This window comes from Metabacillus sp. GQ13, assembly GCF_059758525.1.
Window position 1 is genome coordinate 84,905 of sequence record NZ_JCAXET010000006.1, and the last position, 24,010, is coordinate 108,914.

Consider the following 24,010-nt stretch of genomic DNA (forward strand, 5'->3'; position numbering starts at 1 on the left):
TCTTTAAATAGATGGTTTTAGGTTATTTGTTGGTATATCTACATTGGATTGCAGATCAATCTCCATAGATTAGATCAGTTTCCTTTAACTTGTATTTAACGCACAGCTTTTATACAAAAGAGGAAGAAAGATTTCATAACCTTATTCTGATATCGTATAACTTTGTGAACATTTCACTATATATATTGTCTTTTCTTGTTACTTTGTGTACGATCGATAAGTATTTAAATTTACATTCTTTTCATTTAACTATATAAGTAGGTGAACATTTTGCAACGTCCTCTTAAATGGTTTGCCGTTATGACAACAATTATCATGTTATTTGTCTTGATCGGTGGAGCCCTTGTTACGAAAACTGAGTCAGGAGCAGGATGTGGAGATTCTTGGCCACTATGTAATGGCGAACTTGTTCCAAGCGAAATCACTTTTGAACTAGTAATCGAATTTAGCCATCGCATGGTTAGTGGTCTAGCTGGAATGACTGTTGTCATCCTATCTATATGGTCTTGGAGAAAAATCGGTCATATTAGAGAGACTAAATTTTTAGCCCTTCTATCTATTTTCTTTCTTTTCTTACAAGCATTAATAGGTGCAGCAGCTGTTATGTGGGGTCAGTCTGATGCAATACTTGCTCTTCATTTTGGTATATCACTTATCTCCTTTGCGTCTGTCTTGCTATTAACCTTATTGATATTTGAAGTCGATAAGAAATTCAATGCAAAGTCATTAATTATTAATAAACAAATGAAGTTTCATATGGTAGGTATTATCGTCTATTCATACTTTGTTGTTTATACAGGTGCTTACGTAAGACATAAAGGGGCAAGTTTGGCTTGTCCAAGTTGGCCGCTTTGTAGTAATCGAGCTAGCGGTATGCCAACTACATTACATGAATGGATACAAATGGGGCATCGGTTAGCAGCAGCATTTATCTTTATATGGATTGCTTATGCAACATGGCTTGCTATTAAACATTATAAACATCAAAAAGTCATTTATTTTGGCTGGATAATTGCCTTTTGTCTGGTTTGTTTACAAGTTACCTCAGGTGCATTCGTGGTAGTCTCTGGTTTAAATCTTTATATCGCTTTAGCTCACGCTCTAATTATCGCTTGTTTGTTTGGTCTTCTTAGCTACTTCCTACTGTTAGTCAGTAGAAGTAATCATTATTCTGATGACGTCGAGTAAATAGTTATTAACAAAAAGGAACGGACAATATGTCCGTTCCTTTTTGTTGCATTTACTTATTACATGAAATAGCTAATTTAGAGACTCTACTCAATATTTACCTTCGCTTCTATTATGCAAAGAGCGATGATTTTGTAAAGGCTTTATGACATCAGATTGCTTAGTTTCTAATGTGGAAGGCTTTTGATAGGTTTCACGATATGTTGTAAACATAGATACATTTACAAGCAATCCCATCGAAATAAGTAACAATACGACAGATGAGCCCCCATAGCTTATAAAAGGCAATGGAACACCCGTGATAGGTATTAATCCTGTTAAACCGCCTAAATTAATCATTGCTTGGATAGCAATCATACTCGAAATTCCTACTGCTAGTAATGTACCAAAAGGATCCTGACAGTTACGAGCAACTGAAAACCCTTTTAAGACGATAAACGAGAGGAGAATCAAAACGAAAAGGACACCGAATATCCCTAATTCTTCAGCAATAACGGCCATAATGAAATCTGTATGTGATTCAGGTAAATAACCGTACTTTTGAACACTTTGACCTAACCCCAAGCCTTTAAGTCCACCAGATCCAATCGCATAAAAAGAATTTACTAGCTGATATCCGTCACCAGCTTCATATTTAAACGGATCCGCTACTCCATCAAAACGACTAAGCTGTTCTTCTGATAAAATGCTTCCATTTCGCAATGTAAATATGGTTACCATTAAAATCCCAAAACCCGAAACTATCGTGAGTAGTTTAACAATACTTTTTAACGCCATGCCTGAGCATATAATCATACAAACTGCAATCATCCCAATAATAAAAGCTGTCCCAAAATCAGGTTGAATAATAACGAAGGCACAAATAATCCCTGTAAAAATTAGTGGAGGTAATACCCCCCTACTAAACTCATTAATATAAGATTGTTTTTTATCATAGACTGCTGCTAAATAAATAATCACACTTAGCTTTACAAATTCACCAGGTTGAAGTTTCAAACCACCTAAATCAATCCAACTTTTTGCATTCCCTGCTACATGTCCGAAAAAAAATAATGAACCCAATAAAGCAATAGAACCAAGCACGATTAGCTTTAAGATTTTGCTATTCATAAATAATCGATATGGCAGAATCATCATTACCAAGAATGCAAACCCCCCTGCTAAAAGAGCCAGCTTTTGTCGTTGAAAAAAATGATCAGGTTCAAACTCATATCGGGCAACAGCTGTAATGACACTAGAACTATAAACCATTACAAGACCAAAACTGCAAAGTAAAATCACTGCTAATATTAATGAATAATCGTACGATTTTAGAATTTTTTTAACCACTGGTATCTCTTCCTTATCTGATCTTTAAGTTAAATCTTTGTTCTATTTATATTTTACTATAAGTTCGCGATTGTAAAAGAAAATTCCTCTAAAAACGTTGAATAAAGCAATTTAAATTGATAAGCGTATTATAATACCAACTGCAAACTTTTAGTTAATTTCTTACACATTTTCATTGATTACAATAGAAAAATTCTTTTGTAAAATCCCTGTTCTAAAAAATCTTCATAAAAGAAATAAAAAAACTCAAACTTACTTGAAGTTAGTTTGAGTTTTAATTAATTATTTAGATGTAAATGCATCATGTAATGCAGACACCTCTCGCTCAAGTGAATCGAGTAGTTCTTTTCCTACACGTTCCTCAACTAAACCTATTCTTACAGCGAAGTCTATTTCTCTAGATAAACCAAACATTTGTGTATCTAAAACCTCTTCATAAAGAGGACATTGAGGCATCGTTAAATTATCCATTTGAACCTTAATCAATCTCATGATCTTATCCGCATCAGCTTTTAATATAGCAAATGCTTTTTCTCGGTGATCAATAGCTATCTCAGACGCCACTTTAATCCCTCCATTTCCGAGCGATTACCCTATTCTATGTATTAATATTAAATCCAAATCATTGAAAAAGCAAGGACAAACAATACATATATTTTTAAAGAGCTTACATATAAACTAACTAGTGCCAACTAACACACACTTTTCTCCCTTATTCATAGACGCTATGTTCTAAAAAATTGTTCCTGTTCATACTTTTATTCATTTCAAAAGAACGCTATCTGGATAAAAGAAATCAGTTGAACACTTGAAAAGCAATGCAAAATTATATGATAAGTTGAAATGTATAACACTTGTAAAGTGATGAACAGACCATTCATAGATTCAAGGAAAGTTGAATAGCGTTTCTTATCTTTCATGTGACAAATAGGATATAAAAGCTTATACTTGCGGTGTAAGGGAGTGTATGAAATGGAATCGATTATTATGATTAAAGGCAAAGTAAACTATCAGATTACTTTAGATTCAGGCGTTTGGATCTTTGATGATAGAAAAGTTGATTTAACTACTTATTTTATCGAAGAACAAGAAACAAAAGATGAATTAGAAGAGTATACGAAGACCGTATCTAAGCATTGGGAAAGAGAAATTAGAGAAGGAGCTATCCACCCTCCAACTCTAAAAACCGAACGTACATATGAAAAGCAGAGAGCGTTAAATGGCTCATTTGGTATTCCGTTAAAGCCATTTTTAAATAACGCTGGTATCCAATCCGATGCAACAAGTATCGAGTTTATAAACGATACTGAGACATTTAGGTTACCGATTCAGGAAGCTTACGACGTAATCTTAGGATTCAGCAATAAAGGAAAGCCTTTAAAAGAAGATGGGCCTATTCATGTTTATTTTGGAAACGGTTCAAATGTTTCCAATCCGATTAAAAATGTAAAGCAAATTGTTGCTATCTAATAACATAGTAGGATCGAGGGCTGGCAATGTATATTGTCAGCCTCTTCCTCAATCAATCTATAATAAATCTGCAGCAAGCTGCGCCAAACCAGAACGCTCACCCTTTACTAAACGGACATGTCCGGCAATTGGTTGATCTTTAAACTTTTCAACAACATAGGTTAAACCATTATTATATTCATCTAAATATGGGTGATCAATTTGTTCTGGGTCTCCCATTAAGACAATTTTACTTCTTTCGCCTACTCGAGTTAAAATTGTTTTAACCTCGTGTTTTGTTAGATTTTGTGCCTCATCAATTAAAATGATTTGCTCTGGAATACTTCTTCCTCTTATATAAGTTAGCGCCTCTACCTCAATTGACCCCATCCCAGCAAGTATTGCATCAAGCTCTCCTGGCTTCTTTGTATTAAACAAATACTCTAGATTGTCATAAATGGGTTGCATCCAAGGTCTTAGCTTTTCTTCCTTTTCTCCGGGCAAAAACCCTAAATCTTTACCTACTGGCACGATAGGCCTAGCAACTAATATTTTTTTATAGCTGCCTAAATCTTCTGTTTGCATTAGTCCTGCTGCTAGAGCTAGCAGTGTTTTACCTGTCCCAGCTTTACCAATAAGTGTAACAAGTGGCAAATCCGTTCTTAATAGTAACTCTAAAGCCATTGTTTGCTGAACGTTTCGTGGTCGGATACCCCAAATATGATCATGATCAAAAACGAGCCGTTGAATTTTTTTACCTACTTGATCTACCTTACCAATTGCTGATGCAGAACCTCCTAAATCGTCTTTCATTATAATAAATTGATTTGGATAAAATGATTGACTTGATATTTCAGAAAGGATTAATTCATTTTTATCATAAAATCTATTTAAGTCATCACTACTTATAAATAAGTCATGGAATCCTGTATAAATATGATCAATTTCAACTACTCTATCACTAAGAAAATCTTCTGCTATAAGCCCAATTGCATCTGCTTTCACTCGAACTAATGTATCCTTACTAACCAGAATAACCGTTCGACCATTTTCTTTTGTCTGTTCCTCTAAAGATAAGTTTTTTGCTACCGCTAAAATACGATTATCATTTGTTTTTTCAACAAATATTTCTTGTAATTGATGGAATGAACGGTGATTTAATTCAATTCTTAAGGAACCACCATTTGGTAAAAGAATTTTCTCATGTAATTTACCTGTTTCTCTTAATTGGTCAATCAATTTTGATACTTGTCTTGCATTACGACCAATTTCATCCATATAACGCTTTTTAGAATCAACCTCTTCTAATACAACAGCAGGTATGATTACCTCATTTTCTTCGAAAGAAAAGATTGAATTCGGATCTTGCAATAATACATTTGTGTCTAACACGTAAATCTTCCTCAAGCTTCCGCCCCCTACTCCGTTGCTATTTTATTTTGGAGTGTAACAAGTTAGATACCGATAAAAAGTCAAGCTGTGAATGAAGCGTTGCTAAAATATATGAAAGGATGAATAAAGATAGAAGGTTTATTAGACAATAAATTAAAAAGCAAGGAAATAAATCTAATATTAGCTGTTTATTTAATACTATAGAGCAATCAGCTTCAAATTTTTAAAAATGGTTCTTTCTACAAAATAAAATCTTCAACTTTGAAAAAGGAGTGTTTTTTATGCGAAATATACTCGTAGTTATACTACTATTAGCTTTTGCTTTTACCGGATGTTCAAATAATCAAGGATCTCCTAATCCTGATGATGAAGCCAAAAATAACGGCACACCAATTAATGTTAAAAATAGTGTAGATGATGAAGACATTGATCGCCAGACAGGTCAACAAATTTCTAAAAACTTAGTAAAGCTCGCTAATGAAATTTCTGGAGTGAATGACGCAACTGCTGTTGTGTTAGGAAATTTTGCTGTTGTAGGTATTGATGTTAATTCAGAATTAGATCGTAATAAAGTTGAATCAATAAAATACTCTGTTGCAGAAAGCCTAATGCACGACCCTCATGGAGCAAATGCTGTCGTTATTGCAGATGCTGATACAAATCATCGACTTCGAGAAATGGGTCGTGAAATTCAAGAAGGACGCCCTATTATAGGGATACTAGATGAATTAGCCGCTATTGTTGGACGTGTTGTCCCAGAAATACCAAATGAAATACTTGATAATCAACAAAAACAGCCGACTAATACCAATAAGGATTCTCTTAACAATGATGAAGAAAAAAGTCTAGAAAAAGAACAACAAGATCAATCTAAGGAACATATGGATAAATAGTTCAGCCTTACCTTTTTATGTTTTGATTTCCATTTGAAGCATTGATCTTTGTTCTCTTTAGTTTATTGATATGCAACTTCTTTTCATGAAGTGTTAAGGGAACAGCAAAACACTTTAAGAGCTCAATATAAAAGGACTGCACACTTCTTAAATTCCCGAAACTAGTATCAAAACAAATACTTTGTGCATCATAGGGAGTAAAAACTTAGTGGCAGTCCTTTTTCTATGCTTTTTTCTTCATTGCAGTTAACACTTGTGTATCTAATTTTGCAGCAGCTTTTTCATCATATGTCTTTTCATAATATGGCTCAGATGCTATTTTAGACCCATAAAACATAACATCACGAACTTCTAAAATAATTAATTCTATTAATGTAAGTCTTAATGGTACATCTTCGATTTTTTCTTCTTTTATATGGGCATTTCCACTAATTGAGTATATCGATTCATTCACTATGATGTTTATGACAATAGCAGGTTGTTTATCTATATTTTCGACAATTTTTGAGCGTAAATCAATCGAAAAGAAAATACGCTTACGATCAGGTGCATAAATCCACGATATTGCATTCACGTTAGGGGAGCCAGTTTCATGATCTATTGTTGCAACAGTCACAAAACGTTCTTTTTGCAGACTATCATAGATTGGATCAATTAAATCTGTTTCTATTTTATTTGCCAATAATATCCCTCCCTATCCACTTTATACTAACATCATACTCTCTTTTTAAAACAGTTCCAACCATTAACATTTTTCTTGCTTTTTAAGAATACATGATATACTACTAATTAAGAGCCTCCTAGCGTATGTGAGGACAACATAAATTCGAGGTGTATTATGAGAGTAAAATGTGTGATTTGTGATTTAGTTGAATCGATTGAAGATGAAACATTAATAGCTAAACGTCTTAGAAACCGTCCGATACATACCTATATGTGTAAACAATGCAACCAACGGATCCAAGATCGAACAAATGCCCGTACTGCCACTGGAAAGTTTAAATTATATCAAGACAAAAAAAAGGAAGATTCCTGGTAAAGAACAAAACCACTTGGGGATGTTAAGCGACGGATGATCTAAAGAACTCCGTATAAAGATAAAGGAGCCAATAGCGACAGAGCAATTCTATGTTGACTTATGACGAGGGAGCTAGACGTCAAACCTATGTAAAAAGCGCAGATATATAACTAAATACTGAAAGTAAAACAAGGTTCTGACAAAAGTCAGAACCTTGTTTTACTTCTCCTATTCACTTTATTGTTTCATTGATTGGTATAGTCTAATTTTATAAATAATTAAAATAAGAGCAGCTACCACCAATCCTTCGGTAATTGGTAGGAATATACCTAAAAACGTTAAAACAGTACACCCTAATCCTAAAAACAAATAAATAATAAAAGATTTTAAAATGGGAAGTTTTTTAGCAAATCCCAACTTATAAACAATAATAGATAATCCGAAAATCGTTAAGTACAACATCCACATTCCAACTTCTGGGTTGTCGACAACACGGTATAGGCTCGGAAAAAAGGATAGTCTTTCTGATACATCCATTACTTCTCCTCCTAATATAAAAAAATGGCTGACTCAATTCAAAAGGTTAGTACCTCAAACAATCCATTCGTCTTCCCTGGATTCTTACCGAATTGTTTGAAGGTAGGTAACTTTCTATACTAGAATCAGCCATTTTACATTTTATATCATATCTTAATTCTTTATCTTTTGGTTTAAAAATTTCTGCTATCCTCTAGTTCTAACGTAGTGACTAGTCCTAGGGAAAAAGAAAAACCAATTTCTTAGATCCCAGCAGTCTTTTTCTTTTTCGCAGTTTTTTCGCGTTCATTTTTCTCTAAAATTTTCTTTCTAAGTCTAATTGACTCAGGTGTTAACTCACAGTATTCATCATCGTTAAGATACTCAAGAGCTTCTTCTAATGACATAATACGTGGTTTTTTCATTGTATTAGTTTGATCTTTATTAGCTGAACGTACATTTGTCATTTGTTTCATTTTACAAATATTAACAACTAAGTCGTTATCACGAGTATGTTCTCCCACGATCATTCCTTCATAAACATCTACACCAGCTTCAACGAAAATTATACCACGATCTTCAACACCTTGAATACCGTAAGTTGATGTTTTACCAGTCTCCATTGAAACAAGTACTCCTTGACGACGTCCACCAACTTTTCCTTTTTGCATTGGTTGATAGCTATCGAAAGTATGGTTAATGATACCGAAGCCACGAGTTAAAGACATAAATTCTGTTGAATAGCCAATTAAGCCACGTGCAGGAATATTAAAGATTAGACGAACCTGACCGTTACCGTTATTAACCATGTCGATCATTTCACCTTTACGAGCACCAATTGATTCCATTACTCCACCTGTATTTTCTTCAGGTACATCAATTTGTACACGTTCTACCGGTTCACATCTTACGCCATCAATTTCTTTTACGATTACTTCAGGTTTTGAAACTTGAAGCTCATATCCTTCACGACGCATGTTTTCTATTAAAATTGAAAGATGAAGCTCTCCGCGTCCTGAAACTACCCAAGCATCTGGAGAATCAGTTGGATCTACACGTAAACTTACATCAGTTTGTAATTGAGATAATAAACGTTCTTCAATTTTACGAGCAGTAACAAATTTACCTTCACGTCCAGCAAATGGGCTTTTATTAACAGCAAATGTCATTTGCAAAGTCGGCTCATCAATACGAAGGATTGGTAATGCTTCTTGATGTTCTATCGGACAAACTGTCTCACCGACATTTATATCCTCCATACCAGAAACTGCAACTAGATCTCCAGCTATAGCTTGTTGAATTTCGATACGTTTTAAGCCTTGGAATCCAAATAATTTTGTTACACGGAAGTTTTTAATTGTTCCATCAATTTTCATTAAAGAAACTTGCTGTCCGACTTCCATCGTTCCACGGAATACTCGCCCAATTCCAATACGTCCCACATAATCATTATAATCAAGTAAAGCTACCTGGAATTGAAGTGGGTCTTCTTTGTTATCAATTGGTGCAGGAATATGCTCTACAATTGATTCAAATAAAGATGACATATTATCATCTTGTTCAGCAGGATCTGGACTAGGACTAGCAGTTCCATTTATTGCTGATGCAAAAATAACTGGGAAATCTAATTGACTTTCATTTGCATCAAGTTCAATAAATAAATCGATTACTTCATCAACAACTTCTGAAGGACGCGCAAAATCACGGTCAATCTTGTTAACAACGACAATTGGAGTCAAGTTTTGCTCCAATGCCTTCTTTAACACGAAACGTGTTTGTGGCATACATCCCTCGTAAGCATCAACGACAAGTAAAACTCCATCTACCATTTTCATGATACGTTCTACTTCACCACCGAAGTCAGCGTGTCCTGGAGTATCCATAATGTTAATGCGTGTATCATGATAATTAATTGCTGTGTTTTTAGCCAAGATTGTAATCCCGCGCTCACGTTCAATATCATTTGAGTCCATTGCACGTTCTTCGACATGTTCGTTTGAACGAAATGTACCAGATTGATGTAACAGTTGATCCACTAATGTCGTTTTACCATGGTCAACGTGGGCAATAATAGCTATGTTTCGAATATCAGTTCTTAAATTCACTCTTTCATCTCCCAAATATATATATTCAAATAGGCTCCTACTTAAAGGTTTTCCATACTTTTAATAAGAAATACGGTATGACTTTTCGCAGTTTTCTAATTGTCCAAACAAAATTAAAAATCACCTTGGATATTATACCATAAACTAATGTAGAAACGTTATAAGTTTTTAAGTAAACTATGAGTATGTGCTTTTAAATACAAGTAAATTCAGTTAAAAACTTGTTAAAATTACACTTTTCAATGTATTGTATAGGTGAACGCATGCAAAACTGTTATCCCTTTTCCCACTTATTTTAAACAGTTTTAACCAATACTAACTGAATGTTCTGCTTTGAAAGAAATTTGTTAAAATATTTCCTTTAGTTTTACCTTTATAATTCTTATACAAACATTGTTGAGGACTACAAAAGTAATTAAGGGTACTTTACTGCAACAGATTTTTAAACAAATGAAACAAACTCAATAGGGGTGATTAATTTGAAACTTGGTAAATGGATTTTTATTGTACTAGCTTTCTTTGCAGCCGCTTGTATGGCAGGTATTGGTATATCAATTGGAGAGCGTAGTATACTAGGTTGTTTACTTGCAATTATTGCATTAAACGCTGTTATGGCATCAGGCTTTATTTTAAAGAAAAGAATGCGGGAACGGGGTATCTTAGATTAAACAGGAGGACAAATGACTTATAGCAGTGTGATGCACTGCTATTTTGTTTTTATACACTCACCTTTATACCTATAATGGCTTAACCATTATCATATAATCTTTAGAAGTTAGTTTTTCCGTCTCAACTTTGAATTGTTCAAATCCACATTTACCTATAAACTCCAACCAGGAAAATTGGTTAACCGGACAGCCGGTAAACAATACTTTATGTCCTTTTACACTCAATTCATTCCCTATGCTATTAATAATTCCCTTCCCAATCCCTTGCAATCGCTTAGTTGGATGAATTAACAGTGTACCAATCCAAGGCTTTTCATTTGCAGGAGACCACTCTATGTCAAAGCTTACTCCTACATCCTCTTTGTTTAAAGACCAAATACGCCATTTCCCATTGTACATTCCATAGTTTAATACATACGAATCAAAGTCTTCCTCCTTACATTCTTCGCTAATCCATTCTGGACTTTCTGAAATAATCTTTTTTACATAATCATAGTCCTTTTTTTCTAATAGTCGTGAAGTGAGTGGAATCACTTACTCAAGTAATCCTTTAGTATCGTTTCATGTAATTGTTTTTCACCAACAAAGAGAGAGTTCTTCTCCAACATGTCAAGCTTATTTCCGTTCATCGTCGTCATACTTCCTCCGACCTCTTCAATTAAGATAAGTCCTGCAGCAAAATCCCAAGGTGCTAGCCTCATAGTCATATACGCATCTAAGCGACCAGATGCAACATATGCACATTCAATTGCTGCAGAGCCATATGAACGGGTCCCACGAACTCGTTTCACAATCGGCGCAATTAATCTATGGTCAATACGAGGATTTTCTGTTATCCATACAGGATTAATACCAAGAATAGCTTCTTCGATTTTCACCTTGTCAAGCTGTGGTAATAAAAGGTCATTCATATAAGCACCTTCGCCTTTAATCGCATGATACAATTCATTATGTACAACATCATAAATTAACCCTATATAGCCAACGCCATCACCATAAATCCCTATTGAGATTGCAAAATTACGTTGCTGATGAACAAAATTCATCGTTCCGTCGATTGGGTCAATAATCCATATGACACCCTCTAACGAATTTACTTCATCACCATATCCTTCTTCACCTAGAATTTGGTGATCTGGATAATTTTCTTTTATCTTCTTTATAAAGAATTGCTCAATCTCCTTATCCATATTTGTCACTAAATCGTTCGGATTTGATTTGTATTGAATAGAAAGTGTGGACTCAAAAGATTTTCGAATATTCTCCCCCGCTTCTCTTACCCAGTGCTTTGCCTTTTGATCAATTTCCTTCCAATTCGTCATAAAGCAACCTCATTTCTATTTATAAATCATTCTTTTTTAAGGATACTGTATAGAATAAAAGGAATGCAAGTCTAGTCTTACCCTTCAATTGTCGCGCAGATAAAAACGAACCTAGTGAGGTTCGTTTGTAGATTTCCTCATCTCCTGCTATGCATGGAGTTTCATCCACTCCTTTCTTAATCTTTCCAATCTTTGTGTACATTCTGTTTTTTTCTTTGTATCCTTATTTTGTATTGCTTCGTAAAGGGTGGCTAATTCGTAATCCAATTCGAGTCTTAGCACCCCAATACGATTATTAATAATTTTTTGACCACTGGTTTTTACAATTTGTTTCATCTTTCTACCGCCCCTTTCTACCAATTCTTTTCCATTTAAATAACAACCATAAAACATGTTCACAAATGCTTTTATAGGGTAATGATAGTTTTTTATATAATATGTGAATGGAAAAAAAGTTGGAACTATTCAAGTGAAATTGTGTATTTACCTAGTTAATACCACACGTTTTAAAGATTAAAACGTGGTATCTTTCGTCTAAAAAGCATATTGTTGTGTAATTATTGTCTCAAGGATATATAATAAAAGTTCACTAATTTGCGGTTATTGTCGTAAAGTAAGGAGGAAATTTTAAATGGAAGTTAAAGGCTTTACTTCTAATGATTTTGCAACATTTACAATAGATGGCTTAGAGGAGCGCATGGAAGCGATTCGCGAGAGGATTCAGCCTAAATTTAATCAAATAGGCAAGATTCTTACTGATGATTTATCATCAACTTTACAAAATGAAATGTTCTTACATATTGCCAAGCATGCCAGAAGAACAGTTAATCCACCTAAAGATACTTGGTTAGCCATAGCAGCGAATAAACGCGGTTACAAGCAACACCCTCATTTTCAGGTTGGCCTATTTGATGACCATCTCTTTGTCTGGCTTGCATTTATTTACGAACTACCAACTAAGGAAAAAATTGCAGAAAACTTTTTGAACAATATTGACTTGATTTCTAGTACAGTGCCTAAAGATTTCTATGTGTCATTAGATCATACTAAAAAAGATGCCAAACCAATATCTGAAATTGATTTAAATAGTTCACTTGAACGTTTCCGTGATGTTAAAAAGGCTGAATTTCTAATTGGACGGCATTTCGCTGCCAATGATCCACTTGTACATGATGGCTACCAATTAACCAATGTGATTAAAGAGACATATAAAACATTGCTTCCACTATATAAGTTAGCGTTTCATTAATGACTATTTATTAAATAATATCAATTTTTCTTAACAAAAACATCCAAGTTCATATTCAGAACTTGGATGTTTTTTTATTCTACATTTTTATAACTTGTATTTCATCTGAGTTTTTCGCCCTTTTCATGACACGATAGGTAGAATATCCACTAACCTCTTCAAATTCATTACAAATTGTTTTCTCTTCCGCAATACTCGGAACAATTTCTTTAAATCGACGATACAATTTCATCAATTGACCACGATCAATCCCTTTTTCATATGCCTGCTCAATTAACTCAAAAAATTTGATGACATCTACAGTTTCTTCAGTACTCCAGTCAATTGATATTGGATATTGATAATCCATAATGGCCATTCCTCTCTTTCTATAAGCAAAAATGCAATTATATTCACTAAACATTCATCCATAAAATGAACATTTTAAGGAAAATAGTAACCAATTGGTAACTCATAAAAAAGTGTATGAGTTGTCCATTCTATAAAGGCGGATCATTTATTTTACCATTATATATATTTTTTGTTACCAACACCACTTTTAATACTACTAAATTGGTTAGAATCACCTATTTTGTTATCTAGTAAGCTTATCTTCTACCGTATAAATCTGTAGTTGGGAAATTATTGTGAAAAGCAGGAAGTTCTATTAAGCATTAAAAGACAAACACTTGTAAAAACTATTAAGAAAATCTATAGATCGAACTATACTTCATTTTAATGAGGTTATATGAATAAATTGAGGAGCTAGCTGTCTTATTTAACAATCTAAGGATTATACATATGACTCCTGTACTTTTTATTGACTGTCTTTATTGATAACGGTATAATTCATATGTTTTTATATGGTGATTTTCTATACTATTTAATTTAAGATTTAATAAAATCATTCATTTTCATTATTACTATTGGTTTAGTTTGTTATAATAACCAAACAATAAATCAGTATTGATTATCATAAAATCAATTAATGATCATCGAAAAAGAAGGTGGGAAAAACTTTGTCTCAAAATGAAACACCATTGTTCACAGGTTTAATTGAACATGCTAAGAAAAATCCAATTCAATTCCATATTCCTGGTCATAAAAAGGGTTCAGGAATAGATCCTGAATTTAGAAGTTTTATCGGTGATAATGCTTTATCAATCGATTTGATAAATATAGGTCCACTGGATGACCTACATGCACCTAAAGGGATGATAAAAAAAGCCCAAGATTTAGCAGCTGAAGCTTTTGGTGCTGACTACACCTTCTTCTCAGTTCAGGGTACAAGCGGAGCAATTATGACGATGGTTATGGCTGTTTGTGGACCAGGAGATAAAATTATTGTACCTAGAAATGTACATAAATCTGTCATGACAGCAATTGTATTTTCTGGTGCGATTCCAATTTTTATCCATCCCGAAATTGATATTAACTTGGGAATCTCACATGGTATGACTACCGACTCTTTAGAACATGCTCTTGAACAACACCCTGATGCAAAAGGTGTGCTAGTGATAAATCCAACCTATTTTGGAATTTCAGCTGATTTAAAAAGAATTGTCGAAATTTCTCATTCCTATCATGTTCCAGTATTGGTTGATGAGGCTCATGGCGTGCATATTCACTTCCATGAAGATCTACCTCTAAGTGCTATGCAAGCAGGGGCAGACATGGCTGCTACAAGTGTCCATAAGCTTGGTGGATCAATGACACAAAGTTCTGTCTTAAATGTAAGAGATGGCTTGGTCTCACCTCAACGAGTTCAATCTATTCTAAGTATGATGACAACAACTTCAACTTCCTACCTATTATTAGCCTCACTAGATGTTGCTAGAAAACAGCTAGCTACTAAAGGTCATGAGTTAATAGAAAGAACGATTAAATTAGCAGAATATACGAGGAAAAAAATAAATGAAATTGATAATATCTATTGTATTGGGAGAGAAATTCTCGGCACAAAAGCTACCTTTGATTATGACCCTACTAAACTAATTATACCTGTACATGAAGTGGGATTAACGGGGTTTGATGTAGAAAATTGGCTTCGTGAAAACTACCAAATTGAAGTTGAATTATCTGACTTATACAATATTTTGTGTATTATTACACCTGGGGACACTAAAAATGAAGTGGATATACTAATACAAGCTCTTCAAGAACTCTCTAATGCGTTTCAAATAAAAGAGGATAAACGAGATGAGAAGGTGCAGATTTTACTACCGAATATCCCGGTACTTGCCCTTACACCAAGAGATGCCTTTTATGCTGAGACAGAGGTTATACCTCTTGAAGATTCTGCTGGAAGAATAATTGCAGAATTTATCATGGTTTATCCACCAGGAATTCCAATTTTTATTCCAGGTGAAATTATCACGGAAACAAATTTAGAATATATAACTGAAAATTTAGAAGCAGGTCTTCCAGTTCAAGGACCTGAAGACCCTACCCTAAATACAATTAGAGTGATTAAAGAGCATCATGCAATTAGATAAATTAGATCTATCTAAGAATTAGGAAGAAGTCGTATTTCACCTCCTTTAAAAATACTGCCATATAACAAAGAGTCTGTCCTCTCAACAGTAAATTGGAGGCAGACTCTTTTTTAGTCAAGTATCAACAGGCATTTACTTATTTGCTTTTATCACCTTCTAATGATTGACCTTCACTACTACAATTTTGATGATTGCATTTACCGTACAAAGTTGTTACCTTTTCACCTTCAATATGACCGATTGTAGTATTGCAGTGCTGACATATGATTGTTCCCATCATCATACCCCTTTTCAATCATAATTTTCCCACTTAAGAGTTCAGTGTTTGAAAGCGCTTAATTCCTTTTGTATTTTAATTAATATGTCACATTTAACACATAAAGTACTAAATTATCTCGTGTTATTTGCTTTTTATTGGTCATTTTTTCATTTCCACCCCCATTTATTACCTTTATAGCTGTTTTATCCTTGCTGGATCAACGATTTTATAATCTTTTTGCTTTAATCCCTTAATAATTTCTTCCAATGCATCATTGGTCCACTCTCTATCATGCATAAGAAGATTAGCACCATTCGTTAGTAACGGTGTATTGACCATAATATTAACTAATTCCTCTTTACTCATATATTCTTTTTCCCAGTCATATCCATAAGTCCAATTCATCAAGAGCATTTGCTCCTGAGTAGCTAAGTCTTTGCTATAATCAGTATTACTGCCAAATGGTGCACGAAAGAATTTAGGTCTCTCTCCAGTGATTTTCTCAATTTGATTGTTTAATTCAACAATTTCCTTATATTGGTCTTCTTTCGATAGATCACGTAAGTTACTATGTGTCATTGTATGGTTACCAATTGGAAAACCAAGATCAAAAATATCCTTAACAATTTTCTTTTTTTCTTCCGTTTGAATGAAATGACCATTGATAAAGAAAATAGCTTTAACTTCATTTCTCTTCAATGTATGAGCCATATCCAAAGCAAACTTATCAGGTGCATCGTCTATTGTTAGTAATACCAGCTTTTCATTTGTCTCACTACTGATTGGTTCAATCGACCAATTCTTCTCATTCAATTTATATAGCGGTTCTAGATCAGTGTTAATAACTGCCTCTTCCTCAACTTTTTCCACATGTTGTGGTTGTACCACTTTGTCAGAGTGCTCTGTTTCAGTAGTTACTTCTTTTTTGTTTATATCTTCTTCCATTACTGTTTTATTAGGATTATTATCTTTTACAGTTTCAAGAGTACATCCTGTTTGTAATAATGTTAAGAACATAATTAATCGTACGATTTTTTGTTTTTTCACTAATAAGACCTCCTGCTAAATTGAAAGAAACGCACACACTATTCCTACTTTAATTGGATTTTTTTCGTTCATCTAATATGTGCTGCCTATGCAATTAGAACATTATCCATTTGTTAAATAACGTCAATTAAACAGATGAACTGGAGTTGTATGGTTTATTGTTCTGATCACTTTCTTCATCTTATAATCATAGCAAATTCTCTGTTATTTGTACTAGAAAAAGAAGGTTACACAATAATCTCGCTTATTTACCCATATCTAATACACATTTATCTTTATTTTAAGTGGATTTTTAAAATCTATAATCATTTTTGTGAGGCCTCGGTTTTTATTTCATTGCAATAATAAATAATTGCCTGCCTACTATATATAGCAATAAGGTACTAATCGAAACGAGAAATGCACCTCTTCTTGTTTTTATGAGGTTGTAAGCAACTAAATAGGACAAATAAAAAAATACAAGTAGTAGTATTTTTTTAGCTAGTACGCTATCCTTTTTTGAAAACCATTCGACTACGCTAAAACTACTCCACAATAATAAATGATACCAATAGACAATTGCTCTTGGTAATTCCATTCCACCTACTCCCCTCAGTTAAACATATACAATGTATATGCTTAACTGAGATGGATTTATTAACTAGGATAAACGACGTATTTTTCATTTATGTAACAAATAGATGACAAGGGCTAGAAATTTCAATACTTATGATAAAATAGGTTTAATTTAACAGATAATCTATATTAATAGAATCAAAGTTCCTATGTATCCATCCTTATTTCGACCTAACCTTTTACATTTAAAGGAAAAATAATTTGAGAGTTAAAATTCTACACTAGTAGATATGTATAGCCTAGAGGGCTTTTATTATGACCAATATATTAAATGAATACAATCACTACTTACATGCAATATTTTCTTAGAATAAAGCCTAATTAAAAGAGGTGGGCAAGAATGACAAGATCAATACTCATTTCCTTATTCATACCAATTCTTTTCCTCTCTTCATGTGATAATAAACTATTTTCACATGGCGATATCAATGAAGTTATTCCTCAAGATAAGCAATTGTTATTTTTCTCTGATGATGAAAATATTGATCGTGAGGCAATCTATTATGATGCATTTCTAGAATTAAGAATAGAGTTTCCTAAAGAGTTTGAAAACATGAAGATTATCTCAGTTAAGACTGATAATCGCGAGTACGAGGTTGATATTTATCCATCTCTCCTTGTCATCGATAAGGAGAAAGTAATCGTCCATATAGAAGGACCTGTTTTAACAAAAAAAGATATTTTGGATCCAGTTGCAAAGGCATTATCCCAATAGACTTAAAACCTAGTAAACCTTTGTATAAAACGTACGAAGGTTTTTAATGTCGTCTGGTGATAAAACTTACCTAAGCAGAAGTAAGAAGTTCAATTGAAGCTGGGACATCTACTTTTTCAAAATCGGTTGTAAAAGCGTTTATTCACAGTACAAGAATTTTATAGTTTCCTAAACGATCAAAAAGAGGATGACTATCAAGTCATCCTCTTTTTATTGTTTATTTATTTCATCATATGAATTGGGCTACCAATAGCTACTTCCGCAGCTTCCATAGTAATCTCACCTAAAGTTGGATGAGCATGGATTGTCATTGCAATATCTTCTGCTGTCATTCCTGCTTCGATCGCTAAGCTAAGCTCAGAAATCATATCAGAGGCACTAGGACCAGCAATTTGTGCACCGATTACTAATCCATCTTCCTTACGCGTAACCAGTTTTAAGAAGCCGTCAGACTCATTAAGTGATAAAGCACGGCCATTTGCTGCGAATGGAAATTTTGAAGCATTCACTTCAAGTCCCTCTTCCTTAGCTTGAGCTTCTGTATATCCCACAGATGCAAGTTCTGGCTCGGAGAAGACGACTGCAGGAATCGCTAAGTAATCAATCTCTGATTTTTCTCCAGCAATTGCTTCAGCTGCAATCTTACCTTCATATGAAGCCTTATGAGCTAATGGAGGTCCTTCAACGATATCACCGATCGCATAAATATTAGAAATATTTGTACGACATTGTTTATCAATTTTAATTACACCTCTATCCGTCATTTCAACACCAACTTGTTCTAATCCTAGTTCATCAGTGTTTGGACGACGACCAACTGTTACTAATAAGTAATCAGCTTCAACCGTTTTTTCTTCACCTTTAACCTCAAATGTTACTTTAACACCATTTTCAGTTTCCTCTACACCTTTAGCCATAGCTTTAGTGAAGATTTCAACATTCCCTTTTTTCTTTAGGTTACGTTTAACTAGAGAACTCATTTGCTTTTCAAATCCAGCTAAAATTTCATCTGCTGCTTCAATAAATGTAACCTCAGAACCAAAGTTTGCATAAGCAGTTCCTAGCTCTGTACCAATATATCCGCCACCAATTACAACAAGTTTATTCGGGATCTCTTGGAGATTTAAAGCACCTGTTGAATCTAATACACGTTTTGAATATTTGAATGCTGGAATCTCAATTGGGCGTGACCCAGTTGCGATAATTACATTTTTGAATTTATATGTTTGTGATGTTGTTTCATCCATTACTTTTACCGTTTCATTATCAACAAAGTATGCTTCACCGTTAACAACGTCTACTTTATTACCCTTAAGTAACCCAGCAACACCGCCTGTAAGTTTTTTCACAACACCTTGTTTAAATTCTTGAACCTTTGAAAAGTCTACAGTTACGTTTTCAGCTTTAATCCCCATGTCTTCAGAGTGTTTAGCTGTTTCAAAACGGTGACCTGCAGCAATTAATGCTTTAGAAGGAATACAACCTACGTTTAAACAAACTCCTCCTAGAGTACCTTTTTCAACGACTGTTACTTTTTGTCCTAATTGAGCAGCGCGGATTGCTGCAACATATCCGCCTGGTCCTGCTCCTACGATTAGAGTATCTGTTTCAATTGGGAAATCTCCAACTACCATCGATTTACGCCTCCATTAAGATTAATTGTGGATCATTTAGTAAACGCTTGATGTGGTTTAGAGCATTTTGAGCAGTAGCACCATCAATCATTCTATGGTCAAAGCTTAAAGATAAAGCTAAAACTGGAGCTACAATAATCTCACCATCACGAACTACAGGTTTTTCGGCAATACGTCCAATACCTAAGATAGCTACTTCAGGATGATTAATGACTGGGGTAAACCATTGTCCGCCTGCAGATCCAATGTTTGAAATTGTACAAGATGCACCTTTCATTTCATTTGGAGCCAACTTGCCATCACGAGCTTTTGTAGCAAGTCCGTTAATTTCATCAGAGATTTCAAAGACAGATTTACGTTCTGCATTTTTCACAACTGGTACAAGAAGACCCTTCTCAGTATCTGCTGCTATTCCGATGTTGTAATAATGTTTTTGAACAATTTCGTCTGTTTTATCATCTAGTGATGTATTAAGAACAGGAAACTTTTTAAGAGCTGAAGTAAGAGCTTTAACTACATATGGTAAATAAGTTAACTTAATACCTTGATCTGCTGCAACATTTTTGAACTGCTTACGATGCGCGACTAGGTTAGTAACATCGATTTCATCCATTAATGTAACATGTGGAGCTGTATGTTTAGAGTTTACCATAGCTTTAGCAATTGCTTTACGGATACCGCTCATTTTTTCGCGAGTTTCCGGTAATTCTCCTTCAGGAACAGCTTTAGATGCTACTGGTTTTGCTTTCTTTTCTTCTGGAGCAGCTTTTGTTTCTTCTTTTGTTTCAGAAACACCGCCACCTTGTAAGAATGATTCAACATCTTCCTTAACAACTCGACCATTTTTTCCGCTTCCAGAAACTTGACGGATATCTACGTCTTTCTCACGTGCGAATTTTCGCACAGAAGGCATTGCGATAACGCGTTTATTCGGATCAACCTCAATTTCAGGTTGGACTCCTTCTTGTTTTTCTTGTTTAGGAGCTGCTTCTTTTTTCACGTCTTGCCCAGCTTCAGCTGTAGCTTGAACTTGAGCCTCTGTTTTTTCTTCTTTCGGCTCTTCATCACCATGGTCACCTTTAAATTTCAAGTCTTCATAACCTGGAGCATCAAACGTGATAATGGTTGTACCAACCGTTACAACAGTACCTTCTTCTACGTTCACCTCGGTAACCGTGCCCTTAACAGGTGATGGGATTTCAACTACTGCTTTATCATTTTGTACTTCTGCTAATACATCATCTTCTTCAACCTTGTCACCTGGTTTAACGAACCATTTAACAATTTCACCTTCATGGATACCTTCACCGATATCAGGCAATTTAAATTCGAATGCCAAATCATTCAACCTCCTTATGGATTACGTACATTTTTGTTTCTTTTAAAAGTGATAGCCCCACCTAGTTTATTCCTATCTATCAAATCAGTATGTAGTTTTCACAATCTTAACTAGAACCAATCATGTACTACGAACTATTTGAAGTGGAGCTCTACACGAAACTTAATGTTTACTATTTAGATGGTGGCATTTATACGCCATAAGCCTTTTGTATAGAATTAGAAATTTACCACTTTTTTAGCTGTTTCAATAATATCTTTATAAATTGGTAACCAAATGTTTTCTGCTTCTGTAAATGCATATACAGTATCAGGTGCAGTAACGCGAAGTACAGGTGCTTCTAAGCTAAGAATTGCTCGTTCTGTAATTTCAGCTACAACATTTGCGGCAATACCTGCTTGCTTTTGAGCCTCTTGAACGACAATTGCACGACCTGTTTTCTCTACAGATGCGATGATTGTCTCGATATCTATAGGACTGATTGTACGAAGGTCAACAACTTCTACAGACACTCCATCTTTTTCTAACTCCTCAGCTGCTTTTAAAGATTCATGGACCATTGCTCCATAAGTAATAATTGATAAATCAGTACCTTCACGTTTTACATCTGCTTTACCAAGCTCAATTGTATACTCTTCTTCAGGAACTTCCTGACGGAAAGAGCGATATAACTTCATATGCTCTAAAAATACAACAGGATCGTTATCACGAATAGCTGAAATAAGTAGTCCTTTTGCATCGTATGGAGTAGATGGAATAACTACTTTTAAACCTGGTTGTTGCGCAACAAGACCTTCCAAGCTATCAGCATGTAGCTCAGGTGTATGTACGAACCCACCAAATGGAGAACGAATTGTTACTGGAGCTGTCCAACGACCGCCTGAACGATAACGCATACGTGCTAATTGTCCATTTAAAGAATCCATTACTTCATATACGAAACCAAAAAATTGGATTTCCATTATTGGACGGAAGCCAGTTAAACCAAAACCAACAGTTAGTCCACCAATTCCTGATTCTGCAAGTGGAGTATCAAATACTCGATCTTCGCCAAATTCTTTTTGAAGTCCTTCCGTCGCACGGAATACGCCACCATTTACGCCAACGTCTTCTCCATATAAGATAACGTTTTCGTCATTTTTTAATTCTGTGCGTAAAGCATCAGTGATGGCTTGTATCATTGTCATTTGTGCCATGGCTTATTTCGACTCCTTTGCTTTGTATATTTCATATTGCTCTTTCAAGTTGTAAGGCATTTCTTCATACATATTTTCCATTAAGTCTGTAACTTTTTGTTTAGGATATTTATCAGCTTTTTGAATCGCTTCTTTGATATCATCTTTCGCTTGAGCAATTGTTTCTTCTTCAAGTTGCTCATTCCATAATCCTTTATCTTCAAGGTATTTACGGAAGCGTACTAATGGATCCTTAGCAACCCATTCGTTTTCTGTTTCTTTTGTACGGTATTTAGTTGGATCGTCACCAGCCATTGTATGTGGACCATAACGGAAAGTTAGGGTTTCTATCAATGTTGGGCCTTCCCCATTAATTGCACGCTCACGAGCATCTTTAACCGCTGCATATACTGCTAATGCATCCATACCATCAACTTGTACACCAACAATACCAGCTGCAACTGCCTTTTGTGCAATTGTTTGTGCAGCAGATTGTTTCTCTACAGGCGTTGAAATCGCATAACGATTATTTTGGACAACGAAAATTGCAGGAGCTTTGAATGCACCAGCAAAGTTAATTCCTTCGTAAAAATCTCCTTGTGATGCTCCACCATCACCCGTGTAAGTGATTGCTACAGCTTTTTTCCCCTTCTTTTTAAGGCCAAGGGCAACACCTGCAGTTTGGATATATTGTGCACCAATAATAATTTGTGGTGATAAACAATTTACATCTTCAGGCATTTGGTTCCCATGGAAATGACCACGTGAAAATAAGAATGCTTGATACAACGGAAGTCCGTGCCAAATAATTTGAGGCACATCACGATAACCTGGTAAAATCCAATCTTCTTTTTCTAAAGCGAATTGAGAAGCAAGTTGTGAAGCCTCTTGACCAGCTGTTGGAGCATAGAAACCTAAACGTCCTTGACGATTTAACGAAATCGAACGTTGATCTAAAATACGTGTATATACCATACGACGCATAAGTTCTTTTAATTGCTCATCTGAAATGTCAGGCATAGCTGATTCATTAACAACTTTACCCTCTTCATTTAGAATTTGTAATGTTTCGAACTGCTTTGAAATAGCTTCGTACTGTTTCTTACTGTCAACAACAGCGCTTTTTGTTTTTGCAGCCATCTTATAACCTCTTCCTTTCCTTTTTAAGAGTGTTTGTTCAGTCACAAAGGAGATGTAGTGCTTTAAGGAATTCAATAGAATGCATCATTTATGAATTCTGTCATTAGTTAAATGATTCTTCCTTCCAATAAACCTTCACTAATTTCATTGTGTACAGAACTTATTTAGTATTTAGTAATAGAATTCCAATATGCACAGCATTAGGGTACCCCAAAATTATAAGGATGACACAGCTTTTTTGAAATTCAAACCTACTTTACTAGTTACCACTCATGAGATTGACTAAAACTTTCTCTATGTATGGTTTAAAGAACTTATTTCATTAGCCGCTGTATTAGTTTAGTTTGAAATTCGACTAATACAACCATAGTTGATTCATTAGTAAGTTTACACCAATGTTTTTAGGTCCGTCAATTAGTTTGCATGAGGTTTTTAAAAAGTTTCATGTAAATCTTCAAATAAAAAATAACCCTCTTCAAGAAA

General features: G+C 34.5%; 25 protein-coding genes. 8 read left to right on the forward strand and 17 right to left on the reverse strand.

Annotation, left to right across the window (positions count from 1 at the left end):
- Nucleotides 1–270 precede the first annotated feature (270 nt).
- Nucleotides 271–1,188: a COX15/CtaA family protein gene (locus AC6CHR_RS09040; protein ID WP_498248301.1), complete on the forward strand. Its 918-nt coding sequence runs from the start codon at nucleotides 271–273 to the stop codon at nucleotides 1,186–1,188.
- Nucleotides 1,189–1,278: 90 nt separating this feature from the next.
- Here AC6CHR_RS09040 and AC6CHR_RS09045 read toward each other — a convergent pair whose 3' ends face one another.
- Together AC6CHR_RS09045 and AC6CHR_RS09050 are read right to left on the reverse strand one after the other, a co-directional pair.
- Complete coding sequence (locus tag AC6CHR_RS09045; RefSeq protein ID WP_498248302.1) at nucleotides 1,279–2,517, reverse strand: FtsW/RodA/SpoVE family cell cycle protein; 1,239 nt, start codon at nucleotides 2,515–2,517, stop codon at nucleotides 1,279–1,281.
- A gap of 282 nt (nucleotides 2,518–2,799) precedes the next feature.
- Nucleotides 2,800–3,081, reverse strand: coding sequence for an Fpa/YlaN family protein (locus tag AC6CHR_RS09050; RefSeq protein WP_498248304.1), 282 nt, complete (start codon nucleotides 3,079–3,081; stop codon nucleotides 2,800–2,802).
- A gap of 408 nt (nucleotides 3,082–3,489) precedes the next feature.
- On the opposite strand from AC6CHR_RS09050, the gene AC6CHR_RS09055 reads away from it, so the two are divergent.
- The gene (locus AC6CHR_RS09055) at nucleotides 3,490–3,987 is read left to right on the forward strand and encodes a peptidyl-prolyl cis-trans isomerase (RefSeq protein ID WP_498248305.1); all 498 of its coding nucleotides are present in this window, start codon (nucleotides 3,490–3,492) and stop codon (nucleotides 3,985–3,987) included.
- Between the two features lie 57 nt (nucleotides 3,988–4,044).
- On the opposite strand, the gene AC6CHR_RS09060 is transcribed toward AC6CHR_RS09055, so the two are convergent.
- The gene (locus AC6CHR_RS09060) at nucleotides 4,045–5,373 is read right to left on the reverse strand and encodes a PhoH family protein (protein WP_498248307.1); all 1,329 of its coding nucleotides are present in this window, start codon (nucleotides 5,371–5,373) and stop codon (nucleotides 4,045–4,047) included.
- A gap of 266 nt (nucleotides 5,374–5,639) precedes the next feature.
- Between AC6CHR_RS09060 and AC6CHR_RS09065 the strand changes: the two genes are divergently transcribed.
- Nucleotides 5,640–6,251, forward strand: coding sequence for a YhcN/YlaJ family sporulation lipoprotein (locus AC6CHR_RS09065; RefSeq protein WP_498248308.1), 612 nt, complete (start codon nucleotides 5,640–5,642; stop codon nucleotides 6,249–6,251).
- 223 nt (nucleotides 6,252–6,474) lie between these two features.
- Here AC6CHR_RS09065 and AC6CHR_RS09070 read toward each other — a convergent pair whose 3' ends face one another.
- A complete protein-coding gene (locus AC6CHR_RS09070) occupies nucleotides 6,475–6,933 on the reverse strand; it encodes a pyridoxamine 5'-phosphate oxidase family protein (protein ID WP_498248310.1) in 459 nt (152 codons plus the stop codon).
- A gap of 156 nt (nucleotides 6,934–7,089) precedes the next feature.
- Between AC6CHR_RS09070 and AC6CHR_RS09075 the strand changes: the two genes are divergently transcribed.
- Nucleotides 7,090–7,290 (forward strand): YlaI family protein, encoded by a 201-nt coding sequence (locus AC6CHR_RS09075; RefSeq protein WP_498248312.1) that lies wholly within the window; start codon nucleotides 7,090–7,092, stop codon nucleotides 7,288–7,290.
- Between the two features lie 216 nt (nucleotides 7,291–7,506).
- Here AC6CHR_RS09075 and AC6CHR_RS09080 read toward each other — a convergent pair whose 3' ends face one another.
- Complete coding sequence (locus AC6CHR_RS09080; protein WP_498248314.1) at nucleotides 7,507–7,806, reverse strand: YlaH-like family protein; 300 nt, start codon at nucleotides 7,804–7,806, stop codon at nucleotides 7,507–7,509.
- A gap of 242 nt (nucleotides 7,807–8,048) precedes the next feature.
- Entirely contained in the window at nucleotides 8,049–9,890 is a 1,842-nt protein-coding gene (gene typA / locus AC6CHR_RS09085) for a translational GTPase TypA (protein WP_498248315.1), read from the reverse strand.
- Between the two features lie 479 nt (nucleotides 9,891–10,369).
- On the opposite strand from typA, the gene AC6CHR_RS09090 reads away from it, so the two are divergent.
- On the forward strand, nucleotides 10,370–10,558 hold the full coding sequence (locus AC6CHR_RS09090; RefSeq protein WP_498248316.1) for a YlaF family protein: 189 nt from the start codon (nucleotides 10,370–10,372) through the stop codon (nucleotides 10,556–10,558).
- A gap of 69 nt (nucleotides 10,559–10,627) precedes the next feature.
- On the opposite strand, the gene AC6CHR_RS09095 is transcribed toward AC6CHR_RS09090, so the two are convergent.
- From AC6CHR_RS09095 to AC6CHR_RS09105, 3 genes are all read right to left on the reverse strand, one after another.
- Nucleotides 10,628–11,092: an N-acetyltransferase gene (locus tag AC6CHR_RS09095; RefSeq protein WP_498248317.1), complete on the reverse strand. Its 465-nt coding sequence runs from the start codon at nucleotides 11,090–11,092 to the stop codon at nucleotides 10,628–10,630.
- Nucleotides 11,089–11,880 (reverse strand): inositol monophosphatase family protein, encoded by a 792-nt coding sequence (locus tag AC6CHR_RS09100; protein WP_498248319.1) that lies wholly within the window; start codon nucleotides 11,878–11,880, stop codon nucleotides 11,089–11,091. Before AC6CHR_RS09100 ends, AC6CHR_RS09095 begins: the two co-directional genes overlap by 4 nt.
- Nucleotides 11,881–12,027: 147 nt before the next feature.
- Nucleotides 12,028–12,216, reverse strand: coding sequence for a YkzI domain-containing protein (locus AC6CHR_RS09105; RefSeq protein ID WP_498248321.1), 189 nt, complete (start codon nucleotides 12,214–12,216; stop codon nucleotides 12,028–12,030).
- A gap of 295 nt (nucleotides 12,217–12,511) precedes the next feature.
- On the opposite strand from AC6CHR_RS09105, the gene AC6CHR_RS09110 reads away from it, so the two are divergent.
- Complete coding sequence (locus AC6CHR_RS09110; protein WP_498248322.1) at nucleotides 12,512–13,129, forward strand: YktB family protein; 618 nt, start codon at nucleotides 12,512–12,514, stop codon at nucleotides 13,127–13,129.
- Nucleotides 13,130–13,208: 79 nt separating this feature from the next.
- Here AC6CHR_RS09110 and AC6CHR_RS09115 read toward each other — a convergent pair whose 3' ends face one another.
- On the reverse strand, nucleotides 13,209–13,478 hold the full coding sequence (locus AC6CHR_RS09115; protein ID WP_498248324.1) for a UPF0223 family protein: 270 nt from the start codon (nucleotides 13,476–13,478) through the stop codon (nucleotides 13,209–13,211).
- A 649-nt stretch (nucleotides 13,479–14,127) separates the two neighbouring features.
- On the opposite strand from AC6CHR_RS09115, the gene AC6CHR_RS09120 reads away from it, so the two are divergent.
- On the forward strand, nucleotides 14,128–15,603 hold the full coding sequence (locus AC6CHR_RS09120) for an aminotransferase class I/II-fold pyridoxal phosphate-dependent enzyme (protein ID WP_498248326.1): 1,476 nt from the start codon (nucleotides 14,128–14,130) through the stop codon (nucleotides 15,601–15,603).
- Between the two features lie 136 nt (nucleotides 15,604–15,739).
- Here the strand turns inward: AC6CHR_RS09120 and AC6CHR_RS09125 are convergent, their stop codons facing one another.
- The 3 genes from AC6CHR_RS09125 to AC6CHR_RS09135 form a co-directional block, all read right to left on the reverse strand.
- Nucleotides 15,740–15,880 carry a GapA-binding peptide SR1P gene (locus AC6CHR_RS09125; protein WP_498248327.1) on the reverse strand — a complete coding sequence of 47 codons (141 nt, stop codon included), beginning with the start codon at nucleotides 15,878–15,880 and terminating at the stop codon, nucleotides 15,740–15,742.
- A gap of 174 nt (nucleotides 15,881–16,054) precedes the next feature.
- On the reverse strand, nucleotides 16,055–16,909 hold the full coding sequence (locus tag AC6CHR_RS09130) for a polysaccharide deacetylase family protein (protein ID WP_498248328.1): 855 nt from the start codon (nucleotides 16,907–16,909) through the stop codon (nucleotides 16,055–16,057).
- A 328-nt stretch (nucleotides 16,910–17,237) separates the two neighbouring features.
- Nucleotides 17,238–17,486 carry a hypothetical protein gene (locus AC6CHR_RS09135; RefSeq protein ID WP_498248329.1) on the reverse strand — a complete coding sequence of 83 codons (249 nt, stop codon included), beginning with the start codon at nucleotides 17,484–17,486 and terminating at the stop codon, nucleotides 17,238–17,240.
- Nucleotides 17,487–17,864: 378 nt separating this feature from the next.
- Between AC6CHR_RS09135 and AC6CHR_RS09140 the strand changes: the two genes are divergently transcribed.
- Nucleotides 17,865–18,239 (forward strand): hypothetical protein, encoded by a 375-nt coding sequence (locus AC6CHR_RS09140; protein WP_498248331.1) that lies wholly within the window; start codon nucleotides 17,865–17,867, stop codon nucleotides 18,237–18,239.
- A gap of 221 nt (nucleotides 18,240–18,460) precedes the next feature.
- Here AC6CHR_RS09140 and lpdA read toward each other — a convergent pair whose 3' ends face one another.
- The 4 genes from lpdA to pdhA form a co-directional block, all read right to left on the reverse strand.
- Nucleotides 18,461–19,873 carry a dihydrolipoyl dehydrogenase gene (gene lpdA, locus AC6CHR_RS09145; RefSeq protein WP_498248332.1) on the reverse strand — a complete coding sequence of 471 codons (1,413 nt, stop codon included), beginning with the start codon at nucleotides 19,871–19,873 and terminating at the stop codon, nucleotides 18,461–18,463.
- Between the two features lie 4 nt (nucleotides 19,874–19,877).
- Nucleotides 19,878–21,212: a dihydrolipoamide acetyltransferase family protein gene (locus AC6CHR_RS09150; protein WP_498248333.1), complete on the reverse strand. Its 1,335-nt coding sequence runs from the start codon at nucleotides 21,210–21,212 to the stop codon at nucleotides 19,878–19,880.
- Nucleotides 21,213–21,430: 218 nt separating this feature from the next.
- A complete protein-coding gene (locus AC6CHR_RS09155; protein ID WP_498248334.1) occupies nucleotides 21,431–22,408 on the reverse strand; it encodes an alpha-ketoacid dehydrogenase subunit beta in 978 nt (325 codons plus the stop codon).
- Between the two features lie 3 nt (nucleotides 22,409–22,411).
- Nucleotides 22,412–23,527, reverse strand: coding sequence for a pyruvate dehydrogenase (acetyl-transferring) E1 component subunit alpha (gene pdhA, locus AC6CHR_RS09160; RefSeq protein ID WP_498248335.1), 1,116 nt, complete (start codon nucleotides 23,525–23,527; stop codon nucleotides 22,412–22,414).
- Between the last annotated feature and the right edge of the window lie 483 nt (nucleotides 23,528–24,010).